We start from the raw sequence: 23,954 nt of genomic DNA, 5'->3' as shown, positions 1-23,954 counted from the left end.
GGCTGACTCGTAGCGGCACCTCGGGGTATGCTGTAGTTTGTACGCCCCGGGTCCGCCTCTGCTCCGCATGCCGCCCGGGGCACGGCTTTTTCTGCGATCGCAGTTGTACGAGCTGCCGCCTCAGAGGGCATTCGCTGTACCTTGACGGTACACCGCGCCCTTCCCCCGCGATCAAGCGTATGGCAATACAAAAACTGTTAACCCTCGACGATAGGGGGACGGCAACGCCGTCCCCCTTACGGTCAGCCTCAGACCAGCGAGCGGACCACGACGGTCTGGTCTCGGCCCGGGCCGACGCCGATCGCCGAGATGGGCGCCCCGCTCATCTCCTCCAGCGTCCGCACGTACGCCTGCGCGTTCGGCGGCAGGTCGTCGAACGACTTGGCGTTGGAGATGTCCTCCTTCCAGCCCGGCAGCTCCTCGTAGACCGGGACCGCGTGGTGGAAGTCGGTCTGGGTCATCGGGATCTCGTCGTGCCGGACGCCGTCGACCTCGTACGCCACGCACACCGGGATGCTCTCCAGCCCCGACAGGATGTCGAGCTTGGTGAGGAAGTAGTCGGTGATGCCGTTGATCCGGGTCGCGTAGCGGGCGATCACCGCGTCGAACCAGCCGCAGCGCCGGTTGCGGCCGGTGGTGACGCCGTACTCGCCGCCCGTCTGGCGCAGCCACTCGCCCGTCTCGTCGGTCAGCTCCGTCGGGAACGGCCCCGAGCCCACGCGGGTCGTGTACGCCTTCAGAATGCCGATGATCTTCGTGAGCCGGTTCGGCGGGATGCCCGCCCCGGCGCACGCGCCCCCGGACGTCGGCGAGGAGGAGGTGACGAACGGGTACGTGCCGTGGTCGATGTCGAGCAGCGTGCCCTGACCACCCTCCAGCAGCACGAACTTGCCCTCATCCAGCGCCTTGGAGAGCACGAGCGAGGTGTCGGCGATGTGCGGCTTGAGCCGTTCGGCGTAGGCCAGGTACTCCTCCAGCACGGCGGCCGGGTCGATGCCGCGCCGGTTGTAGACCTTGGTCAGCACCTGGTTCTTCTCGGTCAGCGCGACCTCGATCTTCTTGGCCAGGATGCCCGGGTCGAGCAGGTCCTGGACCCGCACGCCCATCCGGGCGATCTTGTCGCCGTACGCGGGGCCGATGCCGCGTCCGGTGGTGCCGATCTTGGCCTTGCCCAGATAGCGCTCGGTGACCTTGTCCAGCGCCTTGTGGTGCGGCATGATCAGGTGCGCGTTGGACGAGATCAGCAGGCGCTCGGCGGAGATGCCCCGCGCGGCCAGCCCGTCGATCTCGCTCAGCAGCACCCCCGGGTCGATCACCACACCGTTGCCGATCACCGGTACGACGTCCGGCGACAGGATCCCTGTCGGCAGGAGATGCAGAGCGTATTTCTGGTCACCGATGACGACGGTGTGTCCCGCGTTGTTGCCACCCTGATAACGGACGACGTAGTCGACGTCGCCACCGAGCAGGTCGGTGGCCTTGCCCTTGCCTTCATCGCCCCACTGGGCCCCAACGAGAACGGCAGCCGGCATTGTTCAGTCTCCCGAGCACAAAACGAAACCCCTGGCGCAAGTGCGACAGGGGCTCTTGCGTAGAGAGACTACCCGAGTCTGCCTATTCGTCCCAAGGCGCGTGCCCCCAATGGGGTGCTAACCCTTGGCCAGCGCCTCATATCCGGTTTCGGTGCTGTCCTTGAGGAACTGCAGGCAACGCTCGGCCTCGTCCTTCTCGCCGATGGACTGCGCGGCCCTGGACAGGGCGTAGAGGCAGCGCAGGAAGCCGCGGTTGGGCTCGTGCTCCCAAGGGATGGGACCGTGGCCCTTCCAGCCGCTCCTGCGCAGCTGGTCGAGGCCGCGATGGTAGCCCGTGCGGGCGAAGGCGTAGGAGGTGACGGCGTGGCCCTGCGCGAAGTATTCCTCCGCGAGCGCGGCCCAGGCCGCCGGGTGGGCCGGGAAGCGGGCGGCCACGTCGGCGGCCTTGGCCCCTGATTCGAGCGCCTCCCTGGCCTCGGGCAGGTCCGGCAGGTGAGTCGGGGGCGGCCCGGCGAGAAGGTTATCCATAGGACAAGTCATACCCGCCGTGCCGCCCAAGTGGCTAGGAGATCTTCGTCCCACTGCTCTTGAGGTTGTGGCAGGCCTCCGCCACGCGGGCCGCCATGCCGGTTTCGGCGCTCTTGCCGTAGGCGCGCGGGTCGTACGCCTTCTTGTTGCCGACCTCGCCGTCGACCTTCAGGACGCCGTCGTAGTTGCGGAACATGTGGTCGGCGATCGGCCGGGTGAAGGCGTACTGGGTGTCGGTGTCGACGTTCATCTTCACGACGCCGTAGGAGATGGCCTCGTGGATCTCCTCCAGCAGCGAGCCGGAGCCGCCGTGGAAGACCAGGTCGAACGGCTTGTCCTTGCCGTACTTGGCACCGACCGCGTCCTGGATCTCCTTCAGCACGCTCGGCCGCAGCTTCACGTGGCCCGGCTTGTAGACGCCGTGCACGTTGCCGAACGTGGCGGCCAGCATGTAGCGGCCCCGGTCGCCCACGCCGACGGCCTCGGCCGTGGCCAGCGCGTCCTCGGCGGTGGTGTAGAGCTTCTCGTTGATCTCGCCGACGACGCCGTCCTCCTCGCCGCCGACCACGCCGATCTCCATCTCCATGATGATCCGGGCGCGGGCGCACTTGTCCAGGAGCTCCTTGGCGATCTCCAGGTTCTCCTCCAGCGGCACGGCCGAGCCGTCCCACATGTGCGACTGGAAGAGCGGGTCGAGGCCCTTGGACACCCGCTCCAGCGAGATGTCGATCAGCGGCCGCATGTAGCCGTCGAGCTTGTCCTTGGGACAGTGGTCGGTGTGCAGCGCCACCGTGACCGGGTACTTGGCGGCGACGACCCGCGCGTACTCGGCCAGGGCGGTCGCGCCCGTCACCATGTCCTTGACCGTCGTGCCGGAGAGGAACTCGGCGCCGCCGGTCGACACCTGCACGATGCCGTCGCTCTCGGCCTCGGCGAACCCGCGCAGGGCGGCGTTCAAGGTCTGAGAAGAGGTCACGTTGATCGCCGGATAGGCGAACCCGCCCGCCTTGGCACGGTCGAGCATTTCGGCGTAGACCTCTGGAGTCGCGATGGGCATGAGTCATCTCCCTGAGAAGTACGGCTTCGCGCCTGCCCAGTATCCCGGCTCCCCACCTCAACTGGTAGTGACAACGCGAGCCGGATGGCCACATCCGATTCGCTCGGCTCCAGGTAGGCTCACGGGGTGGACTGGCTCTGGAATCTCCTCGACCCGACGTGGTGGCTCACCATCCTCGGCGCCTTCGCCACCATCGGCGTGCTGGCCATCATCTTCGCCGAGACGGGTCTGCTGCTCGGCTTCTTCCTGCCGGGCGACTCGCTGCTGGTGGCGGCGGGGATCTTCAGTTCCGCGTCGCTGGTCGTGGGCGAGGCGCCGCCGATCTCCTTCCCCGTCCTGGTGATCGGCACACCGCTGTGCGCCATCGCGGGCGCCCAGCTCGGCCACTTCCTGGGGGCCAGGTTCGGCAGGAAGATGTTCGACAGGCCGGACTCCCGGCTGTTCAAACGCGAACACGTGATGCGGGCCGAGGAGTTCTTCCAGAAGTTCGGGCCGGCCAGGGCGGTGGTGCTGGCGCGGTTCGTGCCGATCGTCCGCACGTTCATGAACCCGGTGGCCGGCGTGCTGGAGATGCCCGCCAGGCGGTTCTTCCTGTGGAACGTCATCGGCGGCGTGGTCTGGGTCGAGGGCCTGGTGCTGCTCGGCTACTTCCTCGGCAGCAAGGTCGACCCCAAGCAGATCGACAAGTACATCCTGCCGGGCGTGTTCATCATCGTCTTCATCTCGCTGATCCCGATCATCATCGAGGTCGTCAAGAAGCGCCGCGAGCGCAAGCGGATGCCCCTGCCCAACGGCAAGCACCACCGCGTGCCCTCCAGCACCGACCCTCAGCACTGATCCCGCCGTCGACCGTCCCTCGCGCCCCGGGTGAGCAGGGCGCGAGGGAGGCCGTCACAGTCCGAGGTCCCGGAGGGTGAAGGCGGTGCGGTAGTCGAGCCCCTCCTCCGCCATCCGCGCGCCCGCGCCCCGGTCGACGATCGTGGCCACGGCCACCACCTCGGCGCCCGCCTCCCGCAGCGCCTCGACGGCGGTCAGCGGCGAGCCGCCGGTCGTCGAGGTGTCCTCCACGGCCAGCACCCGGCGCCCCTTCACCTCGGGCCCCTCGATGCGGCGCTGCATGCCGTGCGACTTCTGCGCCTTGCGCACCACGAACGCGTCGAGCGTGCGCCCGCGCGCCGCCGCCGCGTGCAGCATCGCGCAGGCCACCGGGTCGGCCCCCATCGTGAGCCCGCCCACGGCGTCGAAGTCGAGATCGTCGGTCAGGTCGAGCATCACCTTGCCGACGAGCGGCGCGGCCACCCCGTCGAGCGTGATGCGTCGCAGGTCGAGGTAGAAGTCGGCCTCCTTGCCCGAGGAGAGCGTGACCTTGCCGTGGACGACGGCCTTGCGCTTGATCTCGGCCAGCAGGTTGTCGCGGTCTGTCATGCGCCCAAGCTTAGGGTCCCAGGGTCAGCGTCCTGATGAGAGCGAGGGCCTGCGCGTGCGCGCGGGGGAGCCGGCGCACGCGGACGCGGGGGTGGCGGCCGTACAGGATGTCGGTGGTGCGCAGGCGGGCGAGCCGGTCGGGCAGCCGCTCGTCCTCCGTGGTCACCGCGCCCACGCGGACGGGCGCGAGCAGCGCCAGCGTCTCGCCGCCGGTGAACACCTTGCGCAGCGCCGTCGCCAGGTTGAGCGCCGCCGCCAGCCGCTCGGCCGGCTCGCCGATCGGCCCGTACGGCTCGGCCACCACCAGCAGGTGCCCACCCGCGGCCGCCCCCCGGTAGAGCTCGCCCAGCCTGGTACGCAGGTAGCCCACCGTGGCCAGCCCGGTCAGCGGGTCCTCGCACCGCAGGTCGTTCATGGGCGCGAAGCTCTGCTCGGCCCACCCCGCCGCGTACGCCCGTACCAGGGGGAACGACGGCTCGCCCTGGTCGGTGACGGCGAACAGCGCCGCCAGGTCGTTCAGCCCCTCGGTGATCCCCACGCCCGCCTCCGCGCGCGCCGCCCCCAGCTCCTCGCAGGCGCGCGGCAGGTCGCCGCCGCGCGTCGCGGCCTTGATCGCGTACTCCACGGCCGGAGCCCACCAGTCGTCGGCCAGCGACCATCCATCCGCCGTGCTCCGGCCGCGCCAGCGCGTCCGCACGTCCTCGCCCATGCGTGCCTCCCCTAGGTCCTCAGAGGTAAAGACGGCGCTGCGGTTTAGTCATGACGGAGAATGCGGAATGATTGCGCGGGGCAACCCACCGTAATCGTGAGGTCACAATGAGTGTGGAATCGCCGCGTAGCGATGCCGACCTTCTGAAGGAGGTCAGGGCCGGAGACGCGACCGCGTACGGACGGCTCTACGAGCGTCACGTGGCCGCGGCCCGCGCGCTGGCCAGGCAGTTGGTCAGGGGCGAGTCCGAGGTCGAGGACGTCGTGGCCGAGTCGTTCACGAAGATCCTCGACCTGGTCGGCAGGGGCGGCGGGCCCGAATCGGGGTTCCGCACGTACCTGCTGACCGTCGTGCGCCGCACCGTCTACGACCGCGGCCGGGTCGAGAGCCGCCAGGTGACCACCGGCGAGATCGAGCGGTACGACCCGGGCGTGCCCTTCGCCGATCCCGCGCTCGTCGGCCTCGAACGGTCGATGATCTCCCGCGCGTTCCTGTCGCTGCCCGAGCGCTGGCGGGCGGTGCTCTGGCACACCGAGGTGGAGAAGTGCAAGCCCGCCGAGGTCGCGCCGCTGCTCGGGCTGTCGGCCAACGGGGTGGCGGCGCTGGCCTACCGGGCGCGCGAGGGGCTGCGGCAGGCGTACCTGCAGATGCATCTGCGCGCGGCGCCGCAGCACGAGTGCCGTCCGGTGCTCGGCAAGATGGGCGCCTACGTCAGGGGCGGCCTGGCCAGGCGCGACTCGCGGGCGGTCGACGACCACGTGAACGGCTGCGAGGAATGCCACGGCGTGCTGCTCGAACTGACCGACGTCAACCGCGGCCTGCGCGTCATCGTCGGCCCGTTGATCGCCGGGCCGGTGTTCGGCGGTTACGCGGCGGCGTTGGCCAAGGTGGGCGCGGCCGGCGGAGGCACGGGCTGGCTGCTGCGGCTGTTCGGGCTGCTGCGGCGGACGCCCTCGCGGCAGCAGGTCGTGGTGGCGGGCGGCGTGGCGGTCGCGTCCGCGGCGGTGGCGGCGTTCGTGCTGGTGTCCGGGGAGTCGCCGGCGGTCAGGCAGCCGGCGCCGCCGCCCGCGCCCGTGGCCCAGCGGCCTCCGGCGTCGGTGCGGCCGGTGCCGCTGCCCGTGCCGAGCGAGCCGCCCGCGCGCGTGCCGCCGCCGGAGGAACCGTCGGGCAGGCCGCGGCTGCGGGCCACGATCGGCGCGCTCGGCGCCCTCGTACGCGCCCAGCCCGGCATCGTCGGCATGCGCCTGCGCAACGACGGCGACGGCCCGAGCGGCGAGCTGGCCGCGACCGTCGAGCTGCCGCCCGGCGTGACGCTCCTCCCGTCCGCCCGGCGCGGCCAGGGGGTGGCGCTGCTCGATCCCGTGGGCACGGTCGACGGCTGGTCCTGCCGGCAGGCCGGTCAGGGCGCGCGGTGCGCCAGGCAGCCGCTCGCCGCCGGGCAGGGCACGGCGCTGTTCCTGCGCGTGCTGGTGTCGGAGCAGGCGCCGGAGGGCGCCGGGCCCGCCGTGCGCGTCGACGCGGACGGCCTGCACGTCAAGGCGCGGGCCGAGCAGGGCGTGCGCACGGCGGGGGCGTCGGCCAGGTTCGCCACCGAGGGCAGGGTCGCCGTCAGGGCGATCGGCAACACGCTGCTCACCTGCCCCGAGGAGCACGACGGCTGTGCCGAGGCCAGGCGCCGCCAGGGCGACCAGCGCGACAACGACCTGTGGCCGATGACCGCGCTCGACCAGGACGCCAGCCCGGCCACCACCGCCTCCAGCGCGGCCCGGCTCACCCTGCCCAAGGACGGCCGGGTCGTGTGGGCGGGCCTCTACTGGTCGGCGAGCGGCGCGGCGGCGGGGCCGGTCAAGGTCAGGGCGCCTGGGCGGCGCACGTACGTGTCGGTCCGGCCCGACCACGTCACGACCCTCGACATGCCGCTCGGCCCGGCCTACCAGGCGTTCGCCGACGTCACCGCGCTGGCCGGGCAGGCGCGGCCGAGCGGCCTGTGGTGGGCGGCCGACCCGCCGATGGCGGAGGGGGCCTCCAGCCACGCCGGGTGGAGCCTGGTGGTGATCGTGTCCGGGCCGCGGCAGCCGTACAGCCAGGCCGTGGTGCTCGACACGGCCACCGTGATCGGCGGTCCGGTCAGGAAGGTGCGCATGCCGCTCGGCGGCCTGAGCCCGGCCGCCGCGCCCGCCAGGGCCGAGCTGGTGACCTGGGAGGGCGACGCCGACCTCGGGGGCGACAAGGTCTCGCTCGGCACCGGCGCGATCACCCCGGCGGGCGGCGACCGCGACCGCGCCAACGTCTTCGACGGCTCCTCCAACGGCGCCACGGGGATGACCTTCGGCGTCGACGTCGACACGGTCGACGCCGAGCTGGGCCGCGACCCGGGGCTGACGATCGTGGCCGACAGGGACGTCGTGCTGTTCGGCGTGGCCGCACTGAGCGTCAGGGCGCGCTCATGACCACGAACAGGACAAACTGGTACGGTCTGCCTAAAACCTCCGGTCGGACGGCGGCCCGCGGTCGAATCGTCGGGATTCACCCTCGCGCGATCACCTGCTTTCATTACCCTGAGAGAGGGCCGCCGAGTCCGGTCTCTGACGGTGCAGAGCCAGCAAGGTCGGACCACCAGGAAAGGGGCGGTGTCAGTGGATCGCTGCGCGCTGTTCGTGGACGCCGGCTATCTGCTGGCAGACGGAGCGATGGCCGTGCACGGCACTCGCCATCGCGAAGCCGTCGCCTGGGACTATCCCGGGCTCCTCCAGCTGATGACCAACCTGTCGCGCGAGCGCACGGGCCTGCCGCTGCTGCGGTGTTACTGGTACGAGGCGACCGTCGAGGGCCGCCGCACCCCGGAACACGACGCGCTGGCCGACATCCCGGGCCTCAAGCTCAGGCTCTCGCGCATCCGGCCGGGCCGCCGCGAAGGCGTCGACGCCCAGGTCCATCGCGACCTCATGACCCTGGCCCGCAACAACGCCATCTGCGACGCCGTCGTCGTCAGCGGCGACGAAGACCTGGCCCAGGTGGTGTGCGACGCCCAAGACCTCGGCATCAGGGTCACCGTCATCCACATCGCAGCCGACGGCGGGTGGGCCGTGTCCCGGTCGCTTCGGCAGGAGTGCGACGACCTGGTCGAGCTGGGCGGCGTCCACCTGCGGCCCTACGTCACCATGGTGAGCGGCGTCACCGAGTCCTCCAACGGTCACCACCAGCCGCTCAGCAACGGGCACGCCGCGCACTCACTGCCGCCCGCCCCGCCGGCCTCGGCGCCGCCGTCCCCGACGGCCTCGCTGCCACCGGGCTCGTCGTCCTCGGGCAGCCACGCGGCCAGTCCGCCCTCCGGGAGCCACGCGGCGCCCTCCGCCGGGCAGCCGTCCGCCAACGGGCCCGCTTCCTCGGCCGGGCGGGGGCAGGCGTCCACGCCGCCGGTGCTGCCGTCCTACTCGGGGTACCAGGAGCAGCCGCCGTCCATCCCGCCGTCCGCCGCGCCGGCGACCGGGCCGTTGCAGCAGCCGCAGTCCGCCTCGCCCAGCACCGGGCAGTTCGCCACTCCGTCGTCGGGGGGCGCGTACCAGCCGTCGCAGCTCGGGCCCTACACCGGGCCGCAGGCCGCCCCGGTCTCGCCGCCGTCCGCGGCGACCGCCGGGGCCACCACGCTGGCCGACGCCGTCAAGGCCGCCCACCGCGAGGGGCACGACTTCGGCGAGTCCGTGGCCCGCGACGCGCCCGCGCTGTGGCTGGAGGCCGTGCTCGCCCGCAAGCCCCGCATGCCCTCCGACCTGGAGGCCCGCCTGCTGCAGGGCTCCTCGCTGCCGATCGACTTCCTCCTGCACGACGAGGTCCGCCACGCCCTGCGCCGCGGCTTCTGGGACGCCCTCGAACGCGCCCGCCACTGACCGCCACGCCCGGGCGCCGTAGGTGGCGGCCCGGGCGTCCGGTGGGACGGCGTCAGGAGAGCGCGTCGAAGCCCGCGCGCAGGTGGGTGAGCCGGTCGGCCAGGTCGCCCAGCGGGACGGCGAGCGCCGGATCCTGCGACTTGCGGGCCAGCTCCCGTACCCGGGCCAGCTCGTCCTCCGCGGCGGTGAGCCGCCGGGACAACTCCGGCAGGACCGAGGCGTGGTCACCCGCTCCCGGCGGCAACTCGGCGGTCAGCCGCTCCCGGAGCAACGACGCCTGCTCGGCCAGTCGCTTGTTCATGTTGTAGAGCTCGGTGAACACCGACACCTTCGCCCGCAGCACCCACGGGTCGAACGGCTTGGTGAGATAGTCGACCGCCCCGGCCGCGTAGCCGCGGAAGGCGTAGTCGGGAGCGCTGTCGACCACGGTCAGGAAGATGATCGGGATGTTCCTGGTCCGCTCCCGCCGCTTGATGTGGGCGGCCGTCTCGAACCCGTCCATGCCCGGCATCCGGACATCGAGCAGGATCAGCGCGAACTCGGTGTTGAGCAGCGCCTTGAGCGCTTCCTCGCCGGACCTGGCGCGTACGGGCACCAGGTCGAGCGAGCTGAGGATCGCCTCCAGGGCGATCAGGTTCTCCTCGCGGTCGTCGACCAGGAGGATCTTGGCACGGTCAGGCATCGATCACGACCCTTCGGCGGTTGAGGGCGATGAGTCGTTCGTGGCTCCTCGCCCACGGCTGAGCCAGCCGCGCAGCCGTTCGAGCAGGCGGTCCACGTCGACCGGTTTGGGCACGTAGTCGGACGCGCCCGAGGCGATGCTCTTCTCGCGATCACCTCGCATGACCTTGGCGGTCAGCGCGATGATCGGCAGATCGGCGAACTGCGGCATGCGCCGGATGGCCGAGGTCGTGGCCCAGCCGTCCATCTCCGGCATCATGATGTCCATCAGTACGAGCGCGACGTCCTCGTTCCGTTCGAGCTGTTCGATCCCCTCACGGCCGTTCTCAGCGTAGACGACCGTCGATCCGTGCCGTTCCAGCACGCTGGTGAGGGCGAACACGTTGCGGATGTCGTCGTCGACGATGAGGATCTTGGCGCCGTTGAGCGGGTCGTCGCCCTGCCACTGGGCGGGCGTCTCCACCGGCGCCTCGACCAGCTCGGGCATCGGCATGTCGAGCGGCATGGGCGGCTCGGGCATGGTCGCGGCGGCGGCCTGCTCCTCGGCGGGCGAGGTCATGAGCTGCCGGCGCGGGGCCGTGCTGCCGTCGGTGGCGGCCAGCGGGCCGGTGTAGGAGGCGGGCAGGTAGAGGGTGAACGTGCTGCCCTTGCCCAGCTCGCTGTCGACGTGGATCTCGCCGCCGAGCAGTCGCGCTATGTCGCGGCAGATGGCCAGGCCGAGGCCGGTGCCGCCGTACTTGCGGCTGGTGGTGCCGTCGGCCTGCCTGAACGCCTCGAAGATGACCTCGCGCTTGTCGGGCGCGATGCCGATGCCGGTGTCGATCACCTGGAACGCCAGCAGGTCGGTGGCGTCGTGGAGGGTGTCGTCGTCGAAGTCGACGCCCCGCGGCGCCGCCGCGACCCGCAGCTTGACCTCGCCCTTCGGGGTGAACTTCACCGCGTTGGACAGCAGGTTGCGCAGCACCTGTTGCAGGCGCTGCTCGTCGGCCCGCAGCTCGCTCGGCACGTCGGAGGCCACCTCCACGCCGAACGACAGCCCCTTGTCCTGGGCCAGCGGCGCGAAGGCCGCCTCCAGCAGGTCGACCATCTTGGGCAACGACACCTGGATCGGATGGATGTCCATCCGGCCGGCCTCGACCTTCGACAGGTCGAGCATGTCGTTGATGAGCTGGAGGAGCGACGACCCCGCGCTGTGGATCGTCCGGGCGAACTCGACCTGCTGGGAGGTCAGGTTGCCCTCGGCGTTCTCGGTCAGCAGCTTGGCCAGCACCAGCAGGCTGTTGAGCGGCGTACGCAGCTCGTGGGACATGTTCGCGAGGAACTCGGACTTGTACCGCGAGGAGACGGCGAGCTGCTCGGCGCGCTCCTCCAGCGTGCGGCGGGCCTGCTCGATCTGGAAGTTCTGGATCTCGATCGCGCGGTTCTGCTTGGCCAGCAGCGCCGCCTTGTCCTCCAGCTCGGCGTTGGACCTGCGCAGCTCCTCCTGCTGCCGCTGGAGCTCGTCGGAGCGCTCCTGGAGCTCACGGGTGAGCCGCTGGGACTCGGTCAGCAGGTCTTCGGTGCGGGAGTTGGCGATGATCGTGTTCATCGTGACGCCGATGGTCTCGACGAGCTGCGTCAGGAAGTCGAGGTGCACCTCGCCGAACGGGGTGAAGGAGGCCAGCTCCAGCACGCCGAGCACGCGGTTCTCGAACAGGATCGGCAGCACCACGATCTGGGCGGGCGTGGACTGGCTGAGCCCGCTGTCGATGGTGATGAACTGCGGCGGCACGTCGTCGAGGATGATATGCCTGCCCTCGGCCGCCGCCTGGCCGACGATGCCCTCGCCGATCGCGAACCGCCGGCGCGGCCCCCGGTCGGGACGCACGCCGTAGCCGCCGATCAGCGTCAGCTCGTGGTCGCCCTCGGGGTCGATGCCGTAGAAGGCGCCGTAGCGGGCCGAGACCAGCGGCGTCAGCTCGCTCATCGTCAGCTTGGCCACCTCGAACAGGTCGCGGTGGCCCTGCATGAGCCGGGAGATGCGGGCCAGGTTGGACTTGAGCCAGTCCTGCTCCTGGTTGGCCTGGGTGGTCTCGCGGAGGTTGGCCACCATCGAGTTGATGTTGTCCTTCAGCTCCGCCAGCTCGCCCTGCGCCTCGACGGCGATCGAACGGGTCAGGTCGCCCCGGGCCACGGCGCTGGTCACGGTCGCGATGGCACGCACCTGCGTGGTCAGGTTGCCGGCCAGCTCGTTGACGCTCTCGGTGAGCCGCTTCCAGGTGCCCTCGACGCCCTCGACCCGGGCCTGGCCGCCGAGCTGGCCCTCCGAACCCACCTCGCGGGCCACGCGGGTGACCTCGGAGGCGAAGGAGGACAGCTGGTCGACCATCCGGTTGATGGTGGTCTTCAGCGCCAGGATCTCGCCCTGGGCGTCGACGTCGATCTTTCGGGTCAGGTCGCCGTTGGCCACGGCCGTGGTGACCTCGGCGATGTTGCGCACCTGGTAGGTCAGGTTGTTGGCCATGAAGTTGACGTTGTCGGTGAGGTCCTTCCAGACGCCCGACACGCCCTGCACCCGCGCCTGGCCGCCGAGCTGCCCCTGCGTGCCGACCTCGCGGGCCACGCGGGTGACCTCGTCGGCGAACGACGAGAGCTGGTCGACCATCGTGTTGAGGGTGTCCTTGAGCTGCAGGATCTCGCCCTGCGCGTCAACGGTGATCTTCCTCGACAGGTTGCCCTGCGCCACCGCGGACGACACGGCCGCGATCTGGCGCACCTGCGAGGTCAGGTTGTTGGCCATCGAGTTGACGTTGTCGGTGAGGTCCTTCCAGACCCCGGACACGCCGCGCACCTGAGCCTGGCCGCCGAGCTGCCCCTCGGTGCCCACCTCGCGGGCCACACGGGTGACCTCGGAGGCGAACGAGGACAGCTGCTCGACCATCGTGTTCATGGTCGACTTGAGTTCGAGGATCTCGCCCTGGGCGTCGACGTCGATCTTGCGGGTCAGGTCGCCGTTGGCCACGGCCGTGGTCACCTGGGCGATGTTGCGCACCTGGTAGGTCAGGTTGTTGGCCATCGAGTTGACGTTGTCGGTGAGGTCCTTCCAGACGCCCGACACGCCCTTCACCTCGGCGCGCCCGCCGAGCTTGCCCTCCGTGCCGACCTCGCGGGCGACGCGGGTGACCTCGTCGGCGAAGGACGAGAGCTGGTCGACCATCGTGTTGAGGGTGTCCTTGAGCTGCAGGATCTCGCCCTCGGCGTCGACCGTGATCTTCTTCGACAGGTTGCCCTGGGCGACCGCCGTCGCCACGGTCGCGATCGAGCGCACCTGCGAGGTCAGGTTGTTGGCCATGAAGTTGACGTTGTCGGTGAGGTCTTTCCAGACGCCCGACACGCCGGTGACCTGCGCCTGGCCGCCGAGCTGGCCCTCGGTGCCGACCTCGCGGGCCACGCGGGTGACCTCCTCGGCGAAGCCCGAGAGCTGGTCGACCATCGTGTTGACGGTGTTCTTCAGCTCGAACATCTCGCCCACGGCGTCGACCGTGACCTTGCGGCTCAGGTCGCCCTTGGCGACCGCGGTGGTGACCACGGCGATGTCGCGGACCTGCGCGGCCACGCGCGAGGACATCGTGTTGACGGCCTCGGTGAGGTCGCGCCAGCTGCCCGACATGCCGCGCAGGTTGGCGCTGCCGCCCAGCCTGCCCTCGGTGCCCGCCTCGCGGGCGACCCGGGTGACCTCGGAGTTGAACAGGGCGAGCTGGTCGACCATGCCGTTGATGGCCTTGCCCAGGCGGCGCACCTCGCCGCGGGCCGACCGGTCGAGGTCGATGCGCCGCGACAGGTCGCCCTTGGCCACCGCGTCGATCACGTCGGCCGCGCCGCTGACCGGGCTGACCAGGGCGTCGATCAGCATGTTGACCGACTCGACGCTCTCCGACCAGGCCCCGACGCCGGGGCCGGGCGTCAGCCGCTCCCCGAAGCGCCCTTCCTTGACGACTTCCTTGCGAACTCTTGCCAGCTCGTTCGCGAGATGTTCGCGGCGATCGGCCACTTCGTTCAGCAACAGACGCACTTCACTGAGAATGCCGGGGGGCGCGTGAGGGACCCGACGCCGGAAATCGCCGTCACGCCAGGAGAAAAGGGTCTCCAGCACGGGAACGAGATCCGATTCTGTATAGGTCCTCTCCTCCGGGCTTGATGCGGCCTTGGCCGTGGTCATGGGGCCTCCTTCACTCGCGACGGGTCCCGGCGAGTGATTCAAGTCTGTCACGATGAGTAGCTCGTAGTCCTGCCCTTGGATTTACCCCAAGTCAGTGAGAAGTGTGGTAGGCACGATGGGATGACTGCATCTCCCCATGCGGTGCTGGCCGCGACCTTCGCGCCTGGCGATACCGCTGTGACGGCTGCGATGAGGTTCACGCGCGAGGTGATGACCGCGTGGGCCACTGTCAGCGTGCTCCACGCCGCCGAGCAGGTGGCCGGAGATCTGACGGAGCAGGTCTCTGACGAGCCGTTTGAGGTGATTTGGAAGCATTATGGAGATGCCGTCCAGGTCGAACTACGGCAGCGGATCACCGCTCACGGTGATCCGAAAGCTCCTTCCGTGCACGTGGAAGAGTGGGGAGTCACCTTCGCGGGCGATTCCCGTGTCCATTGGGCAAGGCTCACGCTACCCGGCTCGGTGGACCAGGTGGCCGCGGAATGGCTGGAGGAGAGCGCGCGGGGCCCTCACTGGCTCGGATTCCTGGCCGACGCGAGCGACCTGCTGGCCGGCACCCTCGACCCCGACATGGTCCCGGCGATCATCGCGCAGATCGTCGTGCCGCGCCTGTCGAACTGGTGCGCCGTCTACACCGCCGACAGCTCGGGCGGACCGCTGCGGCTGGTCTACCTGTGGCACGCCGACGAGGCCCGCATCGACGGCCTGCGCGAGCAGCTCACGGACATGAACATCGGCGCGGCCGACACCAGGGCGACGTCCATCATCCACCTGAACGACTCCCAGGTGCTGGCCGTGCCGCTCACCGCGCGCGGCCGCGGGCTCGGCATGATGTGCCTGGGCCGGTCCGACCGCTTCCCCGACGACGTCATCCAGTTCGCCGAGGACATCGGCAGGCGCGCCGCGCTGGCCATGGACAACGCCCGGCTCTACGCCCAGCAGGCCGCCGCCAACCGGGCGCTGCAGCGCAGTCTCCTGCCGCCCAACGAGCCCGAGGTGCCCGGCCTCGACTACGGCGTCATCTACGAGCCCGCCGGCGAGGCCAACGAGGTCGGCGGCGACTTCTACGACCTGTTCAAGGCGGGCGACGACTCCTGGCGCTTCGCGATCGGTGACGTCTGCGGCACCGGCCCGGAGGCGGCCGCGGTGACCGGCCTGGCCCGTCACACGCTGCGCCTGCTGGCCCGCGAGGGCTACGGAGTGGCCGCGGTGCTCGGCCGGCTCAACCAGGCGATCCTGGAGGAGGGCGAGCGGGCCCGGTTCCTCACGCTGCTCCACGGCGACATCACGCCCGTGGAGTCCGGCCTGGAGGTGCGGCTGGTGTCCGCCGGCCATCCCGAGGCACTGCGGCTCAGGCCGAGCGGCAAGGTGGAGGCGGTGACCACGCCCCAGTCGCTGCTCGGCGTCTTCCACGAGGTCGTGTTCGAGGCCGACACCATCCATCTCGACCACGGCGACGTGCTGCTCGCGGTGACCGACGGCGTGACCGAGCGGCGCTCGGGCGGCCGGCTGCTCGACGACGACGGCGGCCTGGCCAAGCTGCTGGCCGAGTGCGCCGGGCTGTCGGCCAGGGCGGTGGCCGAGCGCATCCGCAGGGGCGCGGCGGAGTTCGCCGCCGAGCCGAGCGCCGACGACCTCGCCATCGTGGTACTCCGCGCACGCTGACCGCGCGGGAGCGCCCCCGCAGGAGCGCTCCCAAAACGTGCGCGAGAAGTCAGCCGATGTGTACGTGCTTGCGGGCGAACTCCAGTTGCAGGGCCGTCTGCGCGATGCGTTCGGCGACCACGAGCGAGCCGCGGATGGCGCCGTACGTGTAGAGCTCGTGCTCGCGTCCGTGCTCGGCCAGCTTGGCCACGTACTTCTCGATCTGGCGCAGCGGGCAGCGGGTGTCGTTCTCGCCGGCGAGGATCAGCAGGGGGCTCTTGATCTGGTCCACGTACGTGATCGGCGAGCAGAAGGCGTACCGCTCGGGCTGCTCGTCGGGGGAGCCGCCGAGCAGGGCGCGCTGGTAGGCGCGCAGGCTCTCGGCCTCGTCCTCGTAGCAGGTCTGGTGGCAGGCGATGGGCACCGCGGCGATGCCCGCGGCCCACAGGCCGGGCTGGACGCCGAGGCCGAGCAGCGCGAGGTAGCCGCCCCAGGCGGTGCCGGACAGGACCAGCCGGGCGGGGTCGATCGTGCCCCGGTCCACCAGCGCCCGGCGCACGGCGGCGATGTCGGCCAGCTCGATGTGCCCCACGTCGCCGTGGAGGGCGTCCCGCCAGGCCGAGCCGTAGCCGGTCGAGCCGCGGTAGTTGACGCGGACGACGGCGAAGCCCGCGTCCACCCAGGCCGCGACCTCGGGGGAGAAGCAGTCGCGGTCGTGGTCGGTCGGGCCGCCGTGCATGAGGAAGACCGTCGGGAAGGGCGCCGCGCCGATCTCGGGCTTGGACACCAGCGCGTGGATGCGCCCGCCGGGCCCCTCGACGTCGAGGTCCTCGACGGGCACGCTCGGCGGCGCCGTCGGGCCGCCCGCGTTGTGCACGACCTGGCCGTTGCTCGACCGGATGACCGGCGGGCGGGAGCCGCTGGACCAGGAGTACTCGATGTGGCCGCCGGGTCGCGCCGCGGCCTCGTCGATCACGCCGTGCGGGGTGTCGATGAGCGTCAGGACGCCGCCCGCCAGGTCGTAGCGGTGCAGGTAGCTGCGGGCGCGGTGGTCGCGCACGATCAGCAGCCCGCGGCCGTCGTCGAACCACTCGGCGGCCAGGTCGCCGGGGTCCTTCAGCCAGATCTCGCGCTGCTCGCCGGTGACCGGGTCCCAGACCAGGGGTTCGTGACGCTGGCGGCGCTCGTGCAGGGTCAGCAGGCGGCGGTCGCCGACCACCGGGGCGAAGCGGAGGCCGTGCACGCCCCTGTCGGGGCCGTCGTAGAGCTCGCCGACGGTCTCGCCGTGCTGGTCGACCACGCGCAACGCCGGACGGCGGAAGTCGCCGTACTCGCCGTGGTTGATGGCGATCAGGGAGCCGTCGAGGGACATGTCGGTCACCCAGGCGGCCTCGGCGTGCTCGTAGAGCAGCTCGGCCGGCGCGCCGGGGCGTACCAGGTGGATCCTGAACGTGCCCTCGCTGGCCAGGCTGATGGCGGCCAGTCCGGTCGCCGACAGCGCGATGCCGCCCGGCTGGCCCGGCGGCAGGCCGGGGGCGGCCGGCTCGCTCGGACCGCCCGCGAAGGGCTGGCGCCACCAGGTGCCGAACTCGTCGCCGTCGGTGTCGGCGAACCAGTAGATCCACTGTCCCGCCGGGTCGATCGCCGCGTACGCGGTGCCCTTGGGCCGGTCGGTGACCTGGCGCACGACGCCGGTGCCCCGGTCCCAGGCGTAGACCTCCCACGTGCCTGTGGCGTTGGAGCGGTAGATGGAGCGGTTGGGGGCCTGGCGGGCCCACGTCGGCAACGTCATGCGTGACGCGCGGAACCTGGCCTGCCAGCGTTCCTCCGCCTTCATCCGGCGCGCCCCCTCCCATCGATGGCCCGCGCCCTCGGGGTGCGGGATGCCGTCCAGTATTGCGCCTGAGTCCGGGAAATACTCGGGGAATGTGGGGGAATTTCGTACTAAATGCCCCATCAGTAACACCAGTCGCAGATGCCCGTCAAGGAACAGGTCTTGAACGGGGCTCAGGCTCGAAGATAGACAGATGAAACGCGGCTCTGACCGTAACTTTATTCTGGCTATTCTTGGCATGCCGGCTGAAATAGCCTGATACGCGGGCTGTCAGCTCGGCGGAATCAGTGTGCCACGCGCTCGGTCCCATTCCCACGACCTGGATCAGTTCATCCTGTCCGAGGTCCATGTCGAACTCGATCGTGCGCCGCCCGGTCTGGGCGAACCCGTCCATGCTGCGGGCGACCCGGCGATCCTTCTCCTCGTCCACCGAGAGCAGCCCCAGCTCCTCGACCAGCGGGCTCAGATGCGCCGCCGCCGGCGTCGCGACGACCGCGGCCCCGCCAGGACGCAGAATTCTCCGGAACTCGGGCCCGTTCCTGGGCGCGAACACATCGATCACCACATCGGCCACCCCATGCCGGATCGGGAGCGGCCGCCACACGTCCGCCACGAACGCCCCCAGCCTCGGATGCGCCCGCGCCGCCCGCCGTACGGCGTGCTTGGACACGTCGAACGCCATCCCGATGCCATCGTCCACCGCGTCCAGCACGGCCGCCAGGTAGTGCCCGGTGCCCGTGCCGGCGTCGACGATCACCGGTATGGCCCTGCCCGCCGCGCCGCGATCCTCGACGGCCGCCGGTTCACCTTCTGAACCGGCTTCCACTCCCGCCCCACCGTACGCTCTCGACCCGGTTTCGTCATTCGATTCAGTAGAAGATTCACGTTTTTCTGGAGTTGCCACCCTGGCGCGCACGGTCTCCGCCAGCGCCTCGGCCAGTGGCGCGTAGTGCCCGGCCGTCAGGAACGCGGCCCGCGCGGCCACCATCGCCGGGCTGTCGGCGGTGCCGGGCGGGCGTGACCCGGTGAGCAGGCTGACGTACCCCTGCTTGGCCACGTCGAAGGAGTGTCCCTGGGCGCACCGGAGGGCGCCGTCGGCGAGCTCCACGTCCGCGCGGCAGACGGGGCAGATCAGGTGTTCGACGATGTCGGCCAGCATGCGCCCATTCTCCAGCGGCCTCACGCCGCCGTGCGCAGCGCCTCCAGCAGGAACGCGGCGTTGGACGGCGTCGTGCGCAGCTTGCCGATGAGCGTCTCCAGGGCCTGCTGCCGCTCCAGCCCGGCGAGCGAGCGGCGCAGCCGCCAGATCGCCTGCCGCTCCTCGGGATGCATGAGGATCTCCTCGCGCCTGGTGCCGGAGGCCTCCAGGTCGACCGCGGGGAACAGGCGGCGCTCGGCCAGGTCGCGGGCGAGGTGGAGCTCCATGTTGCCGGTGCCCTTGAACTCCTCGTACAGGCTGTTGTCCATGCGGGAGCCGGTGTCCACGAGGGCGCTGGCGAGGATGGTCAGCGAGCCGCCGTCCTCGACGTTGCGCGCCGCGCCGAAGAAGCGCTTGGGCGGGTAGAGGGCGCGGGCGTCGATGCCGCCGGTGAGCACCCGGCCGCCGCCGGGCGCGAGGTTGTTGTAGGCCCGTCCGAGCCGGGTCAGCGAGTCGAGCAGCAGCACGACGTCGCGGCCGCCCTCCACCAGGCGCTTGGCCCGCTCGACGGCCAGCTCGGCGACGGCGGCGTGGTCGCGGTCGGGGTGGTCGAAGGTGGAGGCGAAGATCTCGCCCTGGACGGAGCCGCGCATCTCGGTCACCTCCTCGGGCCGCTCGCCCACGAGCACGACCATGAGATGGACCTCGGGATGGTTGCGGCTGACCGCGGCGGCCAGCGCCTGCAGGACCATCGTCTTGCCGGCCTTGGGCGGCGCCACGATGAGACCGCGCTGTCCCTTGCCGATGGGCGCGACCAGGTCGATGACCCGGGTGCTGAGCGATCCGGCCTCGATGACCAGCCGCTCGTCCGGATGGACGGGCGTCAGCTCCTCGAAGTGCGGCCGGCCCCGCCACTCGGTCAGGCCGTTGACCGACTCGACGCCGGCCAGCCTGTTCCCGGCCACGGAGGCGACGACGTGGTCGCCGCGCCGCAGGCCGAGCTGCTTGACCTTCTCGGGAGGCACCCGGACGTCGCCCGGCCCCGGAAGGTGTTCCGCGCGGATGAAGGCGGACTTCTCGTGCACGTCGAGAAGGCCGCTCACCTGCCGTACGGGCGTTTCCGCGCGCTGTTGCGGAATGGTGTGAACAGTCATGAAGAGCCCCTTTGGGGGAGATGCGCCGAACAATGGCCGGCGAGTTCGATGAGGAAGCCGGGCCGGGAAAACCGAGGCGGGCTTCGGTGTGGAAGACCAGCGGAGCTGACAGCTCAACGCTTGTGGGGAAGATACCACACGTTCCGCCCCATGAAACGTCTAGCCCTCTTGGACTATTCCTGGACGGTTCTGGTGTGTTCTGCCGCGCGAGACGGCCCGTACGCGTGACAATGTTCTTCATCGCACCGCGCCGTGAGGAAACCGCCGGCCACCGGTGCGCCCGAACGCCACAGAATCCCCGTCCAGCGCAGCGGCACCGTGTCAAGTGACATGCAGGACCCCTGCAACTCGTCGGGGGTTCCATGGACACATCACAGCTCCTTGGGGGATCACCATGAACGCCGTCCAGTGCCCGCAGTGCCACCACACCCTCGACGAAGGCCCGATCATGTACCGGTGCGCCCACTGCTGCCGCGCCGTCTACGCCGCCGACCTCGAGAACGAGTACGTGCCGCGCGAGCCCGTCGCCGCCTAACCTTGGCGGGATGAAGCACAACCCCATCACCGTCTCCGGCGTCGAGGTGACGCCGCTCTGCGACGCGGTGGGCCCGATGGGCCCCGCGATCCGCCTCCCGCTCGCGGAGATGTTCCCCGGCTCCGGCTCGGGGGACGATCCGTGGGTCCTGCACTTCCACTGTTACCTGCTGCGTGACGGCGCAGGCCGCCTCACCCTCGTCGACACCGGCATCGGCGGGGAGGACTCCCCGGCGGCCAGTTGGGCGCCCGTCCCCGGCGTGCTGACGGACGAGCTGGCGGCGGCGGGCGTCACGCCCGCCGACATCGGCACCGTCATCCTCACCCACCTGCACAGCGACCACGCCGGCGGCGCGGTCGCGGACGGCGCCCCGGTGTTCGAGAACGCGCGCTACGTGCTCCAGCGGGCCGAGGTCGACGCCGCCGCCGGGGTCGTGGCCGACCGGCTCCTGACCCCGCTCAAGGACCAGCTGCACATCGTCGAGGGGCAGGCCCGGGTCGCGCCGGGCGTCCACGTCCAGCACACGCCCGGACACACCCCCGGACACCAGATCGCCAGGGTCGGCGACCTGGCCATCACCGGCGACCTCGTGCTCCACCCGGTGCAGCTGGCCGATCCGGGCGTCCACTACGCCTACGACGACGACCAGGAGACGGCCGCGCGCACGCGCACCGAGGTCCTGGCGGCGCTGCGCGCCGAGCGGGCGACGATCGCCACCGCGCACTTCAGCGAGCCGTTCATGCGTCTTTGATCCGTTACGGCACCATTGGCTCTCATGAAGATTCGTGTTGTGGCCGGTGTCGCTCTCGGCGCCGCCCTGGTCGCCCCCGCCGCGGCGTCGGCGGCCACCGCGCCCGAGCTCTCGGGCGCCGCCGTCTATGCCGGCGCCGGCAACCAGCTCGCCCGCTACGAAGGCGGCGAGTGGAGCACCCTCGCCAAGATCGGCGCGCTGCCGCAGTTCGCCGCCTCGCCGGACGGCAAGAAGGCCGCCTGGGTGACCGGCGGCGGCAACCTCCAGGTCAAGGACGGCGCCAAGACCGTCACCGCGGCCACGAAGCTCCAGGGCGGCACGCCCTGCCTGACCCCCGTCTGGTCGCCCGACTCCACCCAGGTCGCCTACGTCGGCAAGGGCGAGACCATCATGGCCGTCAAGGCCGACGGCACCGGCGCGCGCAGGCTCGGCACGTCCAAGGGCGTGTGCCACCTGGCGTGGGCGGCCGGCGGCCGTTACCTCGCGGGCTACACCGGCGAGGCCGACGCCGTCTACCGGCTCGACGTCAGGACCGGGAAGTCCGTCAGAGCCAAGGGCGTCAAGCTCGTCACGCACGTGCAGAGCCTGTCGCCGAACGGCCGCGCCGCCGTCGTCGAGTTCCCCGCCAACCCGAACGCGCTCGGCGACGGGAGCTGGCCGGCCGCCTTCAGACCGACCGTGGTCGACCTGGTGACGGGCAAGAAGCTCACCCCGGCCGTCAAGGGCCGGCTGATCGGCGCGTTCTACCTGGCCGACGGGCGGCTGGTCGTCCGCGTGGCGGGCGGCGCGCACAACACGCTGGTCGTGCTGGACGCGGCGGGCAAGGAGACCCAGCGGATCGAGGAACCGGCCAAGGCCAGAACCCAGGCGCTGCTGCAGGTGCTGCCGTAACGCGCGCCCGTGCTGAGCGCGCCTGGCTGCCGGTGAGGGCCGGCCGGTCGGCCCTCGTCTAGTTGCTGGTGAGGGCCGGTTGGTCGGCCAGGAGGGCCGCGGGCAGGAAGACCATCGCGGTCAGGCCGCCGTAGGGCGACGGCGCGAGGGTGACCTTGATGTCGTGCCGGGCGGCCAGCCGGCCGACCACGAACAGGCCCAGCCGGTCGCTCTGCGCGAGGTCGAACTCGGGCATCTCGGCCAGCCGGTCGTTGAGCTCGTCCAGCTCGACCCTCGGCAGGCCGAGACCGCGGTCCTCGATCTCGATCATCAGGCCGTTCGGGGTGCTCGCGCTGCGCACGTCCACCCTGGTCCGCGGGGGTGAGAAGAGCGTGGCGTTCTCGACCAGTTCGGCCAGCAGGTGGGCCACGTCCGTGACGGTCGCGCCGAGCAGCGCGGCCTGCGGCGGCTGCAGGATCTCGACGCGCTCGTACTCCTCGACCTCCGCGACCGCGGCCCGCAGGACGTCGAGGATCGCCACCGGGTTGCGCCAGCCGCGCCCGGGGGCCTGGTCGGACAGGATGATCAGGCTCTCCGCGTGCCTGCGCATGCGGGTGGTGAGGTGGTCCAGCTTGAACAGGTCGGACAGGATCTCGGGCTCCTCGGTGGCCCGCTGCATGCCGTCGAGCTGGAGCAACTGGCGGTGCAGCAGCGACTGGTTGCGCCGGGCCAGGTTCACGAAGACCTGGCTGACGCCGTGCCGCAGCCTGGCCTGGTCGACGGCGGCCTCGACGGCCGTGGACTGCACGTGGTTGAAGGCCCGCACGATGTCGGCGACCTCGGAGGTCTCCGTCCTGACCTCCAGCGGCGCGACCTCGGCGGCCGAGGGCGGGCGGGTGTTCGTACGCAGCCGCTCGATCAGCCCGGACAGCCGCACCTCGGCCAGTTCGGTGGCCGCGTCGCGCAGCCCGGCCAGCTCGCGGACCAGCCGTTTGCGGAAGCGCAGCGACAGCAGGATCGAGGCGAGCACGGCGAGCAGGCCCGCGCCCCCGGCCACGCCGATCTTGATCAGGATGCTCTCCGCGGCGGGCGTCACCCGGGCCACGATGCCCTCGACGGCCCGGCCCTGGTCGCGTTCGAGCACCGCCCACAGGTTCTGGCCGTCCACCTCCCAGGTGGCGGCGGTGGCGGGCAGGCCGTTCATCGCGGCCTGGCCTCTGATGGCGTCCTCGGCGTCGAGGAACTCCTTGTAGACGGGCGAGGCGGCCAGCTCCTCGTACGGGCCGCGCAGGCCGTCGTCCAGGTGCGAGAGCGCCTGCGAGTACAGCAGCCGCCGGGTCGCCACCATCCCGGTGAACGCCTCGCGCTCGACGGCCTCGACCCGTCCTCTGGCCAGCACCACGACGATCATCGCGCGCTCGCGCGAGACCAGGTCCTTGGCCTCGCCGAGCATGGTGACGGCCCTGGCCTGCCGGTACAGCGACATGTCGGGCACCAGCACCATCGCGTCGTACATGCGGAAGGAGGCGTCCACGATCTGGCTGTAGCCGTCGATGACGGCCAGCGGCGCGACCGTGTCGCCGTCCACCTCGGCGCGGATGCCGGACAGCAGGTCGAGCTTGCCGTTGAGGGCGTCGAGCTGCGTGCGCATCTCGGGCGACATGTCGCGCTGGTCCTTGGCCAGCTTGCGGAAGGCCGCCACGGCCCGGTCGGTCTGCCCGCGCTGTCTGGCCAGCTTGTCGGCGCCGCGCCGGGTGGCCAGGAACTCGACCGAGGCCAGCCGCTCGTCCTGGAGCTCGACGTTGACCCGCTCCGACGGCGTGGTCAGGTGGGAGGCCAGCTTGTTGATCTCCAGCAGGCGCAGGCCGTCACCGCCGGTCAGGGCCGCCGCGAACGCCCACAGCCCGACCAGGGACAGCAGCGGCACGAGCAGCAGGATGAGGAGCTTCAGAGCAATGGGACGGCCACGCGTGGGGGGCATGCGACCTCCGGGTGCATGATGAGATCGCCT

General features: G+C 71.0%; 18 protein-coding genes. 7 read left to right on the top strand and 11 right to left on the bottom strand.

The genetic code is table 11. The features are described 5' to 3' along the window. Positions 1-248 precede the first annotated feature (248 nt). The 3 genes from ABZ815_RS01625 to fbaA form a co-directional block, all read right to left on the bottom strand. Positions 249-1,532, bottom strand: a complete 1,284-nt coding sequence (locus ABZ815_RS01625) for an adenylosuccinate synthase (protein WP_357692806.1) — start codon at positions 1,530-1,532, stop codon at positions 249-251. Positions 1,533-1,649: 117 nt separating this feature from the next. After that, positions 1,650-2,060 carry a DUF3151 domain-containing protein gene (locus ABZ815_RS01620; protein ID WP_357692805.1) on the bottom strand — a complete coding sequence of 137 codons (411 nt, stop codon included), beginning with the start codon at positions 2,058-2,060 and terminating at the stop codon, positions 1,650-1,652. 34 nt (positions 2,061-2,094) lie between these two features. Beyond that, entirely contained in the window at positions 2,095-3,117 is a 1,023-nt protein-coding gene (fbaA, locus tag ABZ815_RS01615; RefSeq protein ID WP_352357541.1) for a class II fructose-bisphosphate aldolase, read from the bottom strand. 126 nt (positions 3,118-3,243) lie between these two features. Here fbaA and ABZ815_RS01610 point away from each other — a divergent pair, with 126 nt between their 5' ends. Beyond that, complete coding sequence (locus ABZ815_RS01610) at positions 3,244-3,954, top strand: DedA family protein (protein ID WP_357692803.1); 711 nt, start codon at positions 3,244-3,246, stop codon at positions 3,952-3,954. 54 nt (positions 3,955-4,008) lie between these two features. Here the strand turns inward: ABZ815_RS01610 and pyrE are convergent, their stop codons facing one another. Continuing rightward, positions 4,009-4,542: an orotate phosphoribosyltransferase gene (gene pyrE / locus ABZ815_RS01605; RefSeq protein ID WP_357692801.1), complete on the bottom strand. Its 534-nt coding sequence runs from the start codon at positions 4,540-4,542 to the stop codon at positions 4,009-4,011. A 10-nt stretch (positions 4,543-4,552) separates the two neighbouring features. Beyond that, on the bottom strand, positions 4,553-5,251 hold the full coding sequence (locus ABZ815_RS01600) for a hypothetical protein (RefSeq protein WP_357692799.1): 699 nt from the start codon (positions 5,249-5,251) through the stop codon (positions 4,553-4,555). A 107-nt stretch (positions 5,252-5,358) separates the two neighbouring features. On the opposite strand from ABZ815_RS01600, the gene ABZ815_RS01595 reads away from it, so the two are divergent. Both ABZ815_RS01595 and ABZ815_RS01590 read left to right on the top strand, forming a co-directional pair. After that, the gene (locus tag ABZ815_RS01595) at positions 5,359-7,701 is read left to right on the top strand and encodes a sigma-70 family RNA polymerase sigma factor (protein ID WP_357692797.1); all 2,343 of its coding nucleotides are present in this window, start codon (positions 5,359-5,361) and stop codon (positions 7,699-7,701) included. Between the two features lie 186 nt (positions 7,702-7,887). Then, entirely contained in the window at positions 7,888-9,138 is a 1,251-nt protein-coding gene (locus ABZ815_RS01590; RefSeq protein WP_357693539.1) for an NYN domain-containing protein, read from the top strand. A gap of 52 nt (positions 9,139-9,190) precedes the next feature. Here the strand turns inward: ABZ815_RS01590 and ABZ815_RS01585 are convergent, their stop codons facing one another. Continuing rightward, positions 9,191-9,820, bottom strand: a complete 630-nt coding sequence (locus ABZ815_RS01585; RefSeq protein ID WP_357692795.1) for a response regulator — start codon at positions 9,818-9,820, stop codon at positions 9,191-9,193. A 3-nt stretch (positions 9,821-9,823) separates the two neighbouring features. Then, on the bottom strand, positions 9,824-14,017 hold the full coding sequence (locus ABZ815_RS01580; RefSeq protein WP_357692793.1) for a HAMP domain-containing protein: 4,194 nt from the start codon (positions 14,015-14,017) through the stop codon (positions 9,824-9,826). Positions 14,018-14,479: 462 nt separating this feature from the next. Between ABZ815_RS01580 and ABZ815_RS01575 the strand changes: the two genes are divergently transcribed. Then, complete coding sequence (locus ABZ815_RS01575) at positions 14,480-15,682, top strand: SpoIIE family protein phosphatase (protein WP_357692791.1); 1,203 nt, start codon at positions 14,480-14,482, stop codon at positions 15,680-15,682. Positions 15,683-15,731: 49 nt separating this feature from the next. Here the strand turns inward: ABZ815_RS01575 and ABZ815_RS01570 are convergent, their stop codons facing one another. The 3 genes from ABZ815_RS01570 to rho form a co-directional block, all read right to left on the bottom strand. Then, positions 15,732-17,498, bottom strand: a complete 1,767-nt coding sequence (locus tag ABZ815_RS01570; protein WP_357692789.1) for a prolyl oligopeptidase family serine peptidase — start codon at positions 17,496-17,498, stop codon at positions 15,732-15,734. A gap of 145 nt (positions 17,499-17,643) precedes the next feature. Further along, positions 17,644-18,654 (bottom strand): putative RNA methyltransferase, encoded by a 1,011-nt coding sequence (locus ABZ815_RS01565; protein WP_357692787.1) that lies wholly within the window; start codon positions 18,652-18,654, stop codon positions 17,644-17,646. A 20-nt stretch (positions 18,655-18,674) separates the two neighbouring features. Then, positions 18,675-19,787, bottom strand: a complete 1,113-nt coding sequence (gene rho, locus ABZ815_RS01560; protein WP_357692785.1) for a transcription termination factor Rho — start codon at positions 19,785-19,787, stop codon at positions 18,675-18,677. A 394-nt stretch (positions 19,788-20,181) separates the two neighbouring features. Between rho and ABZ815_RS01555 the strand changes: the two genes are divergently transcribed. The 3 genes from ABZ815_RS01555 to ABZ815_RS01545 are packed head-to-tail and all read left to right on the top strand — an operon-like array spanning position 20,182 to position 21,964. Then, a complete protein-coding gene (locus ABZ815_RS01555) occupies positions 20,182-20,322 on the top strand; it encodes a hypothetical protein (protein WP_357692783.1) in 141 nt (46 codons plus the stop codon). Between the two features lie 10 nt (positions 20,323-20,332). Then, positions 20,333-21,073 (top strand): MBL fold metallo-hydrolase, encoded by a 741-nt coding sequence (locus ABZ815_RS01550; protein ID WP_357692781.1) that lies wholly within the window; start codon positions 20,333-20,335, stop codon positions 21,071-21,073. Between the two features lie 24 nt (positions 21,074-21,097). Next, positions 21,098-21,964, top strand: coding sequence for a hypothetical protein (locus ABZ815_RS01545; RefSeq protein ID WP_357692779.1), 867 nt, complete (start codon positions 21,098-21,100; stop codon positions 21,962-21,964). Between the two features lie 58 nt (positions 21,965-22,022). Here ABZ815_RS01545 and ABZ815_RS01540 read toward each other — a convergent pair whose 3' ends face one another. Then, a complete protein-coding gene (locus ABZ815_RS01540) occupies positions 22,023-23,924 on the bottom strand; it encodes a nitrate- and nitrite sensing domain-containing protein (RefSeq protein WP_357692777.1) in 1,902 nt (633 codons plus the stop codon). Positions 23,925-23,954 lie beyond the last annotated feature (30 nt).

Origin of the sequence: Nonomuraea sp. NPDC047529 (assembly GCF_040642995.1) — a bacterium.
Lineage (GTDB): Bacteria > Actinomycetota > Actinomycetes > Streptosporangiales > Streptosporangiaceae > Nonomuraea.
The sequence above is the reverse complement of the archived record's forward strand: the minus strand, read 5'-3'. Positions and strand labels throughout refer to the sequence as shown.